Below are 12,219 nucleotides of genomic sequence, written 5' to 3'. Positions count from 1 at the left end.
AGCCCCTCCGCCTACCTCGGCAACCACCAACGCGCTTTGTAGATCCCGCCGTTGACGAGGGTGTACGAGCCCGGCGGCCGGTGCACGCCCACCTTCGTCGTCCACCACGTCTCGCCCAGGCCGCTCTCCGGCACCGTACTGAGCGCCTGCCCGGTCCGCGGATCGTCCCCGATCGCCTTCACCCCGGGCCGCACGATCTCGGCCGCACCGGCGAAGTCCTGCACGAAGACCCCGCCCGCAATGTCGTACTGGAACACGGAAGCACTCGTGGTCACCCACAGCCGCCCCGGGCGCCCCGCCACCGGGAACAGGTCGTGCCCGCCGGGCGACTTCCCCGGCTTGGCGACCGGCAGCCCCACCGACGACAGCCGCGTCAGCGCGGGCCGCACCCGGCTGCCATCCACCCGGTACGCGACCAACTCGTCATCGCCCAGCGCCCACAGCACCTCACGCCGGGCGTCCCAGTGCAGCCCGTGCGCACCCTTCAGCGTCACCTCGGCGAACCGCTGCGAGTGCGGGCCGAGCGACGCGGCGTAGAGCCTGACGAGCGCCCCCGTACTGCACGCGACGGCCACGTTCCCGTCCGGCAGGATCTCGATGCTGTGCGGGTTGAAGAGATCGTCGCCGGGCCCGAGCGTCGCACCCCAGTACCGCCGCCCCGACGGATACGAGACGACGGCCGCGAACCCGAAGGACGCCGTGGTCAGCAGATACGTCCGCCCGCGATGCACCCGGACCTTCGCCTCGGCGGGGTACACCCAGCTCTCGTCCGGCACGAGATCCCGGTACCGCGGGTCCCCGACGGGCGAGAACTGCCACCGCACACAGGACGGATCGACGGCCGGATCCCAGACGGTCCGCCCCGGATCGAGCACAAGGATCCGCTTGCTCGCCTGCTCGGTGACCATGACCGCGGGCGCCCCCGAAGCCACCGCGCGAGCCACCCCCGGCGCCACCACAGCCGCAACCCCGGCCCCGGCAGCCCCGAGCAGCACGCGACGCCTGGAAGGAAGCACGGACATGAAGTCCCCCCGCACGATCGACAGTTGACCACTCGGACCACTTGCCATGCACACGCCGAAATCTGCCACGCCACTCGGAGACGGGGACAGCCTTCTACCGGACTTTGTGACGCGGGCCCACCCGCGCCTCAACCACCTACTCGTAGACGACGGTCACCGGCGCGTGGTCCGACCACCGTTCGTCATGCGTGGCGGCCCGCTCGACGAACCCCTTGACCGCACGCCCGGCGAGACCCGGCGTCGAAAGGTGGTAGTCGATCCTCCACCCTGAATCGTTGTCGAAAGCCCGCCCCCGGTACGACCACCACGAGTACGGACCCTCCTCGTCGGGGTGCAGGGAGCGCACCACGTCGACGTAGCCGCCGTCACCCTCGTCGAGGACCTGGCCGAGCCACTCGCGTTCCTCGGGGAGGAAGCCGGAGTTCTTCTTGTTGGACTTCCAGTTCTTGAGGTCGGCCTCCTGGTGGGCGATGTTCCAGTCGCCGCACACAAGCACCTCGCGGCCCTCGGCGGCGGCGCGCTCGCGCAGCCCCTTCAGATAGGCCAGGAACTCGCCCATGAACCGGATCTTCTCGTCCTGCCGCTCGGTCCCGACCTCACCGGAGGGCAGGTAGAGGCTGGCCACGACGACGCCCGGCAGGTCCACCTCCACGTACCGCCCGCTGCCGTCGAACTCCTCGGACCCGAAGCCGATCTGCACCCGCTCCGGCTCACGGCGTGTGTAGAGCGACACACCGGCCCGGCCCTTCGCGGCGGCCGGGGCGTGCACGACGTGCCATCCCTCGGGTTCGCGCACCTCGTCGGGCATCTGCTGCGGCTCGGCCCGCACCTCCTGGAGACACAGGACGTCCGCGGAGGTCCCGGCCAGCCACTCCACGAAGCCCTTCTTGGCGGCGGCCCGCAGCCCGTTCACGTTCACGCTCGTCACAGTCAGCATCCGGGCACGATACCGGCACACTTAAACGAACAGCCTCATTCGCCAGCATAGAGATACGATATTCAGCATGACTATTCAGCCCATGGCGCCCACCCTCCAGCGCGTCTCCTTCGGACACCCCGACGCGATCAAGCTGAACGACCGCGTCCAGCTCGAATACGCCGAGCGCTACGGCGACGACGGCGACGTCACCCCGCTCGACCCGACGATGTTCGACGCCCCGCGCGGCCTCTACCTGATCGCGTACGACGACGCGGGCTCCCCGCTCGCCACGGGCGGCTGGCGCAGCCAGGACCTGAACGACGAGGGTTACGCGGACGGCGACGCCGAGCTGAAGAGGATGTACGTCACGCCGGAGGCCCGCGGCCTCGGACTGGCCCGCCGCATACTCGCGGCCCTGGAGGACGACGCCCGCACCGCCGGCCGCGCCCGCATGGTCCTGGAGACGGGCACCAAGCAGCCGGAGGCCATCGCCCTCTACACGTCGAGCGGCTACGAGCCCTGCGGCAAGTTCGGCCACTACCGCTTCTCGAACCTGAGCCGCTGCTTCGCCAAGGCTCTGTGACACGCGCAACATCGCGGAAAGGGCGCCACGGGGAGGGAGCAAGCAGACAAGGCAAGAGCCCCACCGGACGAATCCGGTGGGGCTCTTAATTGCGGTGGACCTGTGGGGATTTGAACCCCAGACCCCCTCGATGCGAACGAGGTGCGCTACCAGACTGCGCCACAGGCCCTTGCAACGAGTGAAACTCTAGCATCCCGATCGGGGTGCCCGGAAATCCGTTCCTGGCTGGTCAGCCAGGGTGGCCCCGGACGGGTCTCACTCGTTGGCCGCGCGGGGGCGGCCGCCGTCGTCGTACTGGTCGAAGAGCGGGGTGCGGCCGCGCTCGCGCGAGCGGCGCGCGGAGGCGGCCCGGCGGGCGTCACTGCGCTCGTCCCCGATCTCGTCCGCGCCGTCGCACTCCTCGGACGCCGCCGCCGGCTCCTCGTCGGTGTGCCCGTCCGGCTCCTGCTGCGCCGCGCCCGCCGTGCTGGAGCGGGCCGAGCTCCACGCGTCGGGGGCGCCGAGGTCGACGCTGCCCGTGGCGCGCGGGGCGACCGGGGCGGTCACATACGTCGGCAGAGGCACCGGGACCGGGTCCCAGCTGTCGCCGTGGCCGGGCCCGCGCTGCCGCTCGCGCTGCTGGTCGACCCACTCGGCGTGGTCGGTCTGCTCGACGAGCGCGCGGCGGTCGGCCGCGAGCGCCTCGAGACCGGGGTCGGTCTCAACCTCTGGCGCAGGCCCCTCTTCGGCCTCCTCCGCGGCGGCCCGGCCCGCGGCGGGCTGGCGCCTGCGGGGCTGCCGCTCGCGCAGCCGCTGCGCCGCGACCTCGGCCTGGCGCCGGTCCATCGTGTACGCGAAGCGCCGCCGCTCCTGGGCCCGCAGATAGAAGATGTACGAGCTGAGCAGCACAGCGGGCACCGCGGGTGCCCACAGGAGCGCGAGCCCGCCGACGGCGGCGACGACCGCGCCGGCCGTGAAGGCGAGGAAGAGCATGACGGTCGTACGGCGCCTGCGCGCGAGCACCTTGGAGCGGCGGGCACGGGCGGCGGCGTCCGCCGAGGCGGCCTGTCGCTCGGCCGCGGACCGGTCCGACGGCTGACGGTCCGACGGCTGACGGTCGGACGGCTGGCGGTCGGGTCCCGGGCGTCCGGTTGCCGACCTGCCGTTCGTGTGCGGGTCGTTGGCGGGCCGGTCGTGGTTCGGCCGGTCGTGCGCCTGCTGGTCGTGGGGGGTCCGGGCGGAGACCTGGCGGTCGGGTGTCTGCCGGGCGGGCGAGGTCCTGGGCTGGGGCCGGGACTCGGGGCGGGGTTCGGATCCGGGGTGCCGCTCGTGGCGGGCGTCCCGGTTCTCGTTCCTGCGCTCCCCGCGGACCGGAGGCGCGGCGAAGGCCCGGACGTCCACCGAGTCGGTGACGTCGTCCGGGTCGCTGCGCTGCTCGTCCCCTTCGGGCGAGCGCGTCTGCAGGTCCTTGGCGTATCGGCGCTCCATGCCCGCCCGTCCGGACAGCAGCCGGATGGCGGTGCTGAAGCGTTCCGTCGGACGGGCCTCGTTCAGCTCGTCCTGCCTACGGAGCCACATCGGCACCAAGTAGGCGGCCCAGGCCCCGACGATGACTGCGTAGATGAGGCCGCTGCTGCTCACGCCTCACACGGTAGAGGGGTTTGCGTGAGGGCATCCGCCAATTGAGCCGGTGTGTCGCACGATCTGGCTGATATTTCGAGCTTTTTTTCCGACTGAGGCATCAACGCGCCACCCGTCGAGCGAATTTAATGCCTGCGGCGGACGATCCCCGATCAATTTCGAACACTTATTTTATTTTGGCGATGTGCCGGGCCGCCCCGCGGTGTTCGGACCACCCGGACCAGCGGCGTTGCCGCCACGCTTGTGACGCCAGCGGCTCAGGAGGCCTTCCGGGACCTCCTCCGCGGTGAGCGCGTAGACGAGATGGTCGCGCCACCCGCCGTCGATGTGGAGATAGCGGGGCCGCAGCCCTTCCTCGCGGAATCCGAGTTTTTCGACGACCCGGCGGCTCGGCCCGTTCTCCGGGCGAATGCAGACCTCGATGCGGTGCAGGCCCACCGTGCGGAAGCAGTGGTCGACCGCGAGCGCCACCGCCGTCGGCATCACGCCGCGCCCGGCCACCGACTCGTCGACCCAGTAGCCGACATGGCCCGAACACATCGAGCCCCAGGTGATCCCCGCCACCGTCAACTGCCCGACCAGGCGCCCCTGGTACTCGATGACGAAGGGCAGCATGCGCCCCGCGCTCGCCTCGGCGCGCAGATGGCGGACCATCTGACGGTAGGTCGGACGGTGGGCGACGGGGCCGCTGGGCGTGGGCGGCGGGATGGTCGCTTCCCAGGGGCGCAGCCAGTCGCGGTTGCGGCGGTTGACCTCGCGCCAGGCACGTTGGTCGCGCAGCTTTATCGGGCGCAGGCAGACGTCACCGTCCGTCAGCTCGACCGGCCAGGATGGGCTGTTCAGCTCGCACCCCCGTCAGGTCTGGGGTGGTCGCCGCCGCGCAGCTGGTCGACGGCGTGGGTCAGCAGGGTGCCGAGTACGGCGAGGCCGTCCTTGACGCCGCCGGACGACCCGGGCAGGTTCACGATCAGGGTGCGTCCCGCGACGCCGGCTAGGCCCCGGGAGAGCGCGGCCGTGGGCACCTTCTCGCGTCCGAACGCGCGGATGGCCTCGGGGATGCCGGGCACCTCGTGATCGAGCACGCTGCGCGTGGCCTCGGGGGTCCGGTCGGTGGGCGAGATGCCGGTGCCGCCGGTGGTGAGGATGACGTCGTACCCGGCGTCGACACCGGCCCGCAGCGCCGCGGCCACCGGTTCCCCGTCGGGCACGACCTGCGGCCCGTCGACCTGGAAGCCCATGGCTTCGAGGCCCTTCGCGATCCGGGGGCCGCCCGTGTCGGCGTAGACCCCGGCGGCGGCGCGGTTGGAGGCGGTGACGACCAGGGCGCGGTAGGGGCTCATTCCCCGCCCTCCGGGCGGGTCCAGTGGCCCGACTTGCCGCCCGTCTTCTCCTCGACGCGTACGTCCGTGATGACGGCGCCCTTGTCGACGGCCTTCACCATGTCGATCACCGTGAGCGCGGCCACCGAGACGGCCGTCAGGGCCTCCATCTCGACGCCCGTGCGGTCGGTGGTCTTCACCGTGGCGAGGATCTCGACCGCGTCGTCGGCGACGGACAGGTCCAGTTTCACTCCGGACACCGACAGCGGGTGGCAGAGCGGGATGAGGTCGGGGGTGCGCTTGGCACCCATGATTCCGGCGATGCGCGCCGTGGCGAGGGCGTCGCCCTTGGGCACTCCCTCGCCGCGCAGCAGCTCCACCACGCGGGGCGATACGAGGACGCGGCCGCTGGCACGGGCGGTGCGCGCGGTCACGTCCTTGGCGGACACGTCGACCATGCGGGCCGCGCCCGCCTCGTCGATGTGCGTCAGTCGGTCCTGCGAACTGCTCATGGTGCTCTGGCGCTCCCGGTCCGTGGGCCGCGCGGTGCGGCGCGCGGTGTGCGCGACACGGTATCGCGCGGACGGCGCGCCTAGGGCCTCTCGTTTGGATCACGCCGGGCTCGCGGGCCCTGGCACCGCACCTCGCGGCGTTGTCGTCAGTCCCCGACTCCCCCAAGCTCTCGGCTGCGCTCGAGCAGGGGGATCCCCATGACCCCGCTCCCTGATCCGGCCTGATCCAAACGAAAGACCCTAGCCGAGGAGGACCACGTCCACTTCCGCGCCGGGCTCGGCCGACGTGGTCTTCTCGGGCAGGACGATCAGCGCGTCCGCGTGGGCGAGCGCGGCGACGAGGTGGGATCCGGAGCCCCCCACAGGGGTGACGGTCCCGGCCTCGGCGTCGTACGTCCCGCGCAGGAACTGGCGTCGTCCCGCGGGCGAGCTGAGCGCCTTGGCCGACTTCAGGACCGCGCGGACCGACGGCCGGTGGACGTCCGCGGCGGGCAGGCCCATGAGGGTGCGCACCGCGGGGCGTACGAACAGCTCGAAGGAGACGTACGAGGAGACGGGGTTGCCCGGCAGAGCGAGCAGCGGGGTGTGCTCGGGGCCGATGGTGCCGAAGCCCTGTGGCTTGCCCGGCTGCATGGCGAGCTTGCGGAACTCGACGCCGCTGCCGGCTCCGATGCCGGTCTCGTCCTCGGAGTCGCCGACGGAGGTCAGCGCCTCCTTCACGACGTCGTACGCGCCGACGCTGACGCCGCCTGTGGTGACGATGAGGTCGGCGCGGATCAGCTGGTCCTCGATGGTGGAGCGCAGTGTCTCCGCGTCGTCGGCGACCGCGCCGACGCGGTAGGCGATCGCTCCGGCGTCGCGGGCGGCGGCGGTGAGGGCGAAGCTGTTGGAGTCGTAGATCTGGCCCTCGGCCAACTCCTCGCCCGGCTGGACGAGTTCGCTGCCGGTGGACATGACGACCACGCGCGGGCGCGGGCGCACGCGTACGGTGCCGCGGCCGATCGCGGCGAGGAGGGCGATCTGGGGCGGGCCGAGGACCGTACCGGCTTCCAGGGCGCGGTCGCCCGCCTTCACGTCGCTGCCCTTGGCGCGCACGTGCGCGCGTGCCTCGGCGGGGCGGTGCACACGGACCTCGCCGGAGGCGCCCTCGGGGGCGGCGCTGTGGGCGCGCATCCCCGAGACCGGGCCCTCACCCAGGCCGCCGTCGGTCCACTCGACGGGGACGACGGCCTCGGCGCCGGGCGGGAGCGGGGCGCCGGTCATGATGCGGGCGGCCTGGCCGGGCCCGACGCGGAGCAGCCCGGCCTGGCCCGCGGCGACGTCCCCCACGACCGTGAGCACCGCGGGGAAGTCCTCGCTCGCGCCCGCCACGTCGGCGGCCCTGACCGCGTACCCGTCCATCGAGCTGTTGTCGAAGGGGGGCAGCGAGAGGGGCACCGAGATGTCCTCGACGAGGACGCAGCCCTGTGCGTCGAGGAGCTGGAGCTCGATGGGCTCCAGCGGGCGGACCGTGGCGAGGATGTCCTCCAGGTGCTCCGCCACCGACCAGATGTGCTGCTGACCGGCGACGTGCGTGGTCGTGCTGCTCAAGGTGCTACATCTCCTCGGTGACGTAACTGCGAAGCCAGGCGCGGAAGTCCGGGCCCAGGTCCTCACGTTCGCACGCGAGTCTGACAATGGCACGCAGATAGTCGCCACGGTCTCCGGTGTCATACCGGCGGCCCTTGAAGACGACACCGTGGACGGGGCCGCCGGCCTTCTCGTCGTCGGCGAGCTGCTGGAGGGCGTCGGTGAGCTGGATCTCGCCGCCGCGGCCCGGCTCGGTCCGGCGGAGTATCTCGAAGATCGCGGGGTCGAGGACGTAGCGGCCGATGATCGCGTAGTTCGACGGGGCGTCCGCGGGGTCGGGCTTCTCGACGAGGCCGGTGATCTTGACGACGTCGCCGTCCTCGGTCGCCTCGACGGCGGCGCAGCCGTAGAGGTGGATCTGCGAGGGCTCGACCTCCATGAGGGCGATGACGCTGCCGCCGCGCTGCTCCTGGACGTCGACCATGCGGGCGAGCAGGGGGTCTCGCGGGTCGATCAGGTCGTCGCCGAGGAGGACCGCGAAGGGCTCCTGGCCGACGTGGGGAGCCGCGCACAGGACGGCGTGACCGAGGCCCTTGGGGTCGCCCTGGCGGACGTAGTGCATGGTCGCGAGGTCGCTGGACTCCTGGACCTTGGCGAGGCGGCCGGCGTCGCCCTTCTTCTGGAGAGCCGACTCGAGCTCGTAGTTGCGGTCGAAGTGATCCTCCAGGGGCCGCTTGTTGCGGCCTGTGATCATGAGTACGTCATCGAGGCCGGCGGACACGGCTTCCTCGACGACGTACTGGATCGCCGGCTTGTCGACGACCGGCAGCATCTCCTTGGGCGTTGCCTTGGTGGCCGGCAGGAACCGGGTGCCGAGGCCTGCGGCGGGGATGACAGCCTTGCTGATCCTGGGGTGCGACTCAGTCATGCGGTGAACCATATCCGTAGCGTCTGGGCGGAAGATTTGCTTCCAGTTAAGTTGATGCCTATATGAGGGGTTTGTGAGCTGGCTATGTGTTTGTCAAAGGCTGACAAGAACGCGTTGCGGGCAGAACTCCTCCAGGTGAGATCGGGGTTGCCCGCCGATGACGTCGAGACGGCGGCCGGGGCACTCGCCCGTCAGGCGCTTGAACTTCCCGAGCTGGCCGGGGCGCGGACCGTCGCCGCGTACGTCTCCGTCGGCCGGGAACCGGGCACCCGCGCGCTGCTCGACGCGCTCCACGCGCGCGGGGTACGCGTCCTGCTTCCCGTACTCCTCGAGGACAACGACTTGGACTGGGGCGCCTACGACGGACAGGGGTCCCTCGCGCGCGTGCAACATGTGGGAAAGATGGCCCTGTTGGAGCCCTCCGGGGAGCCGCTCGGTACCGAGGCCGTCGTGGAGGCCGACGCGGTGCTGCTGCCGGGCCTCGCGGTCGACGGGCGCGGCATGCGGCTCGGCCGTGGCGGCGGCTCGTACGACCGGGTCCTCGCGCGCCTTGAGCGCGCGGACGCGGATCCGGCGCTCGTGGTGCTCCTGTACGACGGCGAGGTCGTCGAGCGCGTCCCCGAGGAGCCGCACGACCGACCCGTGCACGCCGTGGTGACGCCTTCGGGAGTGCGCCGCTTCCGGTGAACCGTCTGCCCCGGTGACTTGAAAGGGCCCTCCACGCGTGCGTGGAGGGCCCTTTCATGCGGTGTCGCCCGTCGTCAGGGCCGCAGCACCAGGGTGTCCTTCGTGTTCGCGCCGACCGCCTTCTCCGAGGAGACCCACGGGAGGAGTTCGCCCTTGGACCACTTCTCGGTCTGGTCGGTGTAGTGCGCGCTGAACGCGTGCCCCGAGGCTCCGGTGAGGTTGATCCACTTGGACTTGTCGAGGTCCGCGAGGTTGACCACCATGCGCATCGACGGGACCCAGATGACGCCGTAGCCGCCGGCCGCGTTCCAGCCGGTCGCGTCCACGGCAGCCTCGCCGCCGCCGAGCTTCCACGGGCCGCGGTTGAGCACGTACTGGAGCCAGCCGGGCCCGTCCGTGCCGAGGGTCTGGTTCTTCAGGCTCAGCTGGTGCAGCCGGCCCCAGCTCCAGGTGTCGATGTCCTTGCCGAGCTTGGCCGTGACGTCCCAGCGCGCGTCCTCCATGGCCCGCGCGAACAGCTGGTCGCGGGTCTTGGTCTCGGCGTCGGTGCGGGTGGCCGGGGCCTTCCACCAGTCGTTGTTCTCATCGTTGATGATCTTGCGGACGACCTCGAACCAGCGGTCGCCGCCGTCCGGCTGCGCCGAGTCCGCGTCGCGCTCGCCGCACTCGCGCACCCGGCGGTCCTCGTCCGCCGGGCCGGTGTCACCGGCGGGCTCGACGCTCAGGCACTGGCCCTTGACCCGCAGCTCCTTGGGGAGCTTGTTGCCGAAGGACAGCTTGAGGATGTTGCGCCAGACCGAGTTGAAGTACGCGGCAGCCGCCGAGTCCGGGTTCTGGGTGTAGTCCCAGTTCTCCAGGAGCTTCTGCGCCTCACGGACGTACTTGTCCGAGACGTCGATCTTGAGCAGCTTGGGCACGAGCAGCTTGGCGATCTCGCTGCTGTTGTCCATCTGCATGGTGCGCATGTCGTCGGTGGAGATCTTGCCGCCGCCGGCGATCTTCGACTCGATCAGATCGGTGATGCGCTGGCTGCGCGTGCCGTAACCCCAGTCGGAGGTGAGGTGGTACGGGTACTTGTCCTTGTCGATGACGGCCTGGTTGGCGGTCACGATGTAGCCGCGCTTGGGGTTGTACTCGTACGGCAGCGCGGACTGCGGGATGGAGCCCTTCCAGCGGTACGCGGAGTCCCAGCCGGGCGCGGGCAGCGAGCCGTCGCCCTTGCCGCGGACCGGGATCCTGCCGGGCGCCTGGTAGCCGATGTTGCCCTTGGTGTCGGCGTAGATCAGGTTCTGCGAGGGCACCTCGAAGTCGGCGGCGGCCTTGCGGAACTGCGTCCAGTCCTTCGCCTTGTTCAGCTCGAACACGGCGTCCATGGACTTGCCGGGGGTCAGCGCGGTCCAGCGCAGCGAGACCCCGTAGCCGTCGCCCCGGTCGGGGGCGGCCGCGTCGACCTTTGCCTTCTTGCCGACCTTGACCAGCTCGTCGTCCCTGTCGGAGATCAGCGGACCGTTGTTGGTCTCGCGGACGGTGATGGCCTTGTCGTCGCCGCCGGCGACCTTGATGGTCTCCTTGCGGGTCTTGAACGGGACCGTCTTGCCGTCGTACTGGTACCCGCCGCCGCTGTTCAGCTTCTCCAGGTACAGGTCGGTGACGTCGGCGCCGAGATTCGTCATGCCCCAGGAGATGTCCTGGTTGTGGCCGATTATCACGCCGGGCATCCCGGAGAACGTGTAGCCCGTGACGTCGTACTGGCACGAGGCCGACAGGCTCCGGCAGTGCAGGCCCATCTGGTACCAGACCGACGGGAGCTGCGGCGACAGGTGCGGGTCGTTGGCGAGCAGCGGCTTCCCGGTGATGGTGTGCGCTCCGGAGACCACCCACGAGTTGGAGCCGATGCCGTTGCCGTTCGGGCCGACGGCCGCGGGGACCTGGTCCAGGGCGTCGGAGAGCCCGGTCAGCTGACTCTGCAGGCCGTTGGGGGCCTCGGTGTTGCCGGCGAGACCGGTGCCGGCGGCGCCTTCCGTGCTGGTGCCGGTGCCGGTACCCGTTCCGGTGCTCGTGCCCGTACCCGTACCGGTTTGATTTCCGGACCCGCCGGAGCCCTCCCCGTAGGAGTCGGTCGCGCTGTCGTAGGAGCCCGACTGGACGATCGGCTTGTTCCGGTCGTACGGGTAGTCCGGGTACAGGTCCGCGATCTGCTGCGGGCCGAGGCGGCTCGTCATCAGGGAGCGGTCGATCTCTTCCTGCATGTTGCCGCGCAGGTCCCACGCCATCGCCTTGAGCCAGGCCACGGAGTCGGCCGGCGTCCACTTCTGCGGCGCGTAGTCGTTCCTGAACCCGAGCGCCGCGTACTCGACGGAGATGTCCCCGCCGTCCTTGCCGGCGAGGTAGGCGTTGACTCCCTTGGCGTACGCCTGGAGGTACTTCTTCGTCTCGGGCGAGAGCTTGGAGTCGTACTCCTTCTGCGCCACCCGGTGCCAGCCGAGCGTCCGCAGGAACTCATCGGTCTTGACCTCGCTCTTGCCGAACATCTCGGAGAGCCGGCCGGAGGTCATATGGCGGCGGACGTCCATCTCCCAGAAGCGGTCCTGCGCCTGCACATAGCCCTGGGCCATGAACAGGTCCTCGTCGGACGAGGCGTAGACCTGAGGAATCCCGTAGGAGTCCCGCTTCACGTCCACTGGACCGGAGAGCCCGTCGAGCTTGATCGAGCCCTTCGTCTGCGGGAGGGAGGCACGCACGGTACTGACGCTCCAGTACGTGCCGTAGCCGATGCCCGCGACAATGGCCAGGACCAGCACGATCACGATCAGTCGGGCTCTGCGCCCCTTCTTCTTGCCGGACGAATGGCCGGAAGAGGCGTTGGTGTTCGAGGGCATCGCTGTCCTTGCTGTCCTTCGCGAGCGGCAGAGCGGGCTGCAGGCGGGCTGTGGGGTCACGGAGCGCTGGAGCAACCATAGGCGCAGGGCACGGCGGCCTCGGACGCGGTGTCAAGAACCCGGGGCCCCAAACCGCCCGAGGTCACCCTGGACGGCGTCAAGAAAGCGTTAACGATTAGGT

The 12,219-nt window shown here is 70.6% G+C and carries 11 protein-coding genes and 1 tRNA gene; 2 read left to right on the top strand and 10 right to left on the bottom strand.

The window, feature by feature from the left end; genetic code table 11:
* Positions 1–11: 11 nt before the first annotated feature.
* Both OHA58_RS20660 and OHA58_RS20655 read right to left on the bottom strand, forming a co-directional pair.
* A complete protein-coding gene (locus tag OHA58_RS20660) occupies positions 12–944 on the bottom strand; it encodes a DUF6528 family protein (protein ID WP_405480507.1) in 933 nt (310 codons plus the stop codon).
* 214 nt (positions 945–1,158) lie between these two features.
* A complete protein-coding gene (locus OHA58_RS20655) occupies positions 1,159–1,959 on the bottom strand; it encodes an exodeoxyribonuclease III (protein ID WP_405480506.1) in 801 nt (266 codons plus the stop codon).
* A 67-nt stretch (positions 1,960–2,026) separates the two neighbouring features.
* Here OHA58_RS20655 and OHA58_RS20650 point away from each other — a divergent pair, with 67 nt between their 5' ends.
* Complete coding sequence (locus OHA58_RS20650; protein ID WP_405480505.1) at positions 2,027–2,524, top strand: GNAT family N-acetyltransferase; 498 nt, start codon at positions 2,027–2,029, stop codon at positions 2,522–2,524.
* Between the two features lie 95 nt (positions 2,525–2,619).
* Here the strand turns inward: OHA58_RS20650 and OHA58_RS20645 are convergent.
* The 7 genes from OHA58_RS20645 to galU all read right to left on the bottom strand — a co-directional run bounded on the left by OHA58_RS20645 (position 2,620) and on the right by galU (position 8,472).
* Positions 2,620–2,693 (bottom strand) — tRNA-Ala (locus tag OHA58_RS20645).
* Between the two features lie 86 nt (positions 2,694–2,779).
* The gene (glpR, locus tag OHA58_RS20640) at positions 2,780–4,144 is read right to left on the bottom strand and encodes a gephyrin-like molybdotransferase receptor GlpR (protein ID WP_405480504.1); all 1,365 of its coding nucleotides are present in this window, start codon (positions 4,142–4,144) and stop codon (positions 2,780–2,782) included.
* Positions 4,145–4,315: 171 nt separating this feature from the next.
* Positions 4,316–4,987: a GNAT family N-acetyltransferase gene (locus OHA58_RS20635; protein WP_405485076.1), complete on the bottom strand. Its 672-nt coding sequence runs from the start codon at positions 4,985–4,987 to the stop codon at positions 4,316–4,318.
* Positions 4,984–5,484, bottom strand: a complete 501-nt coding sequence (locus tag OHA58_RS20630; protein WP_405480503.1) for a molybdenum cofactor biosynthesis protein B — start codon at positions 5,482–5,484, stop codon at positions 4,984–4,986. The genes OHA58_RS20635 and OHA58_RS20630 overlap by 4 nt, the downstream gene beginning before the upstream one ends.
* The gene (moaC, locus tag OHA58_RS20625) at positions 5,481–5,975 is read right to left on the bottom strand and encodes a cyclic pyranopterin monophosphate synthase MoaC (RefSeq protein WP_405480501.1); all 495 of its coding nucleotides are present in this window, start codon (positions 5,973–5,975) and stop codon (positions 5,481–5,483) included. Before moaC ends, OHA58_RS20630 begins: the two co-directional genes overlap by 4 nt.
* Before the next feature lie 240 nt (positions 5,976–6,215).
* The gene (gene glp, locus OHA58_RS20620; protein WP_405480500.1) at positions 6,216–7,565 is read right to left on the bottom strand and encodes a gephyrin-like molybdotransferase Glp; all 1,350 of its coding nucleotides are present in this window, start codon (positions 7,563–7,565) and stop codon (positions 6,216–6,218) included.
* Positions 7,566–7,569: 4 nt separating this feature from the next.
* Positions 7,570–8,472 (bottom strand): UTP--glucose-1-phosphate uridylyltransferase GalU, encoded by a 903-nt coding sequence (galU, locus tag OHA58_RS20615; protein WP_227295234.1) that lies wholly within the window; start codon positions 8,470–8,472, stop codon positions 7,570–7,572.
* Between the two features lie 84 nt (positions 8,473–8,556).
* On the opposite strand from galU, the gene OHA58_RS20610 reads away from it, so the two are divergent.
* Positions 8,557–9,159, top strand: coding sequence for a 5-formyltetrahydrofolate cyclo-ligase (locus OHA58_RS20610; protein WP_405480498.1), 603 nt, complete (start codon positions 8,557–8,559; stop codon positions 9,157–9,159).
* A gap of 74 nt (positions 9,160–9,233) precedes the next feature.
* Here OHA58_RS20610 and OHA58_RS20605 read toward each other — a convergent pair whose 3' ends face one another.
* Positions 9,234–12,038 carry a penicillin acylase family protein gene (locus OHA58_RS20605; protein WP_405480497.1) on the bottom strand — a complete coding sequence of 935 codons (2,805 nt, stop codon included), beginning with the start codon at positions 12,036–12,038 and terminating at the stop codon, positions 9,234–9,236.
* Positions 12,039–12,219 lie beyond the last annotated feature (181 nt).

Origin of the sequence: Streptomyces sp. NBC_00009, assembly GCF_045040855.1 — a bacterium.
Classification (GTDB): domain Bacteria; phylum Actinomycetota; class Actinomycetes; order Streptomycetales; family Streptomycetaceae; genus Streptomyces; species Streptomyces aureus.
Note: the sequence above shows the minus strand (reverse complement) of the source record. Positions and strands in the feature narration are given on the sequence as shown.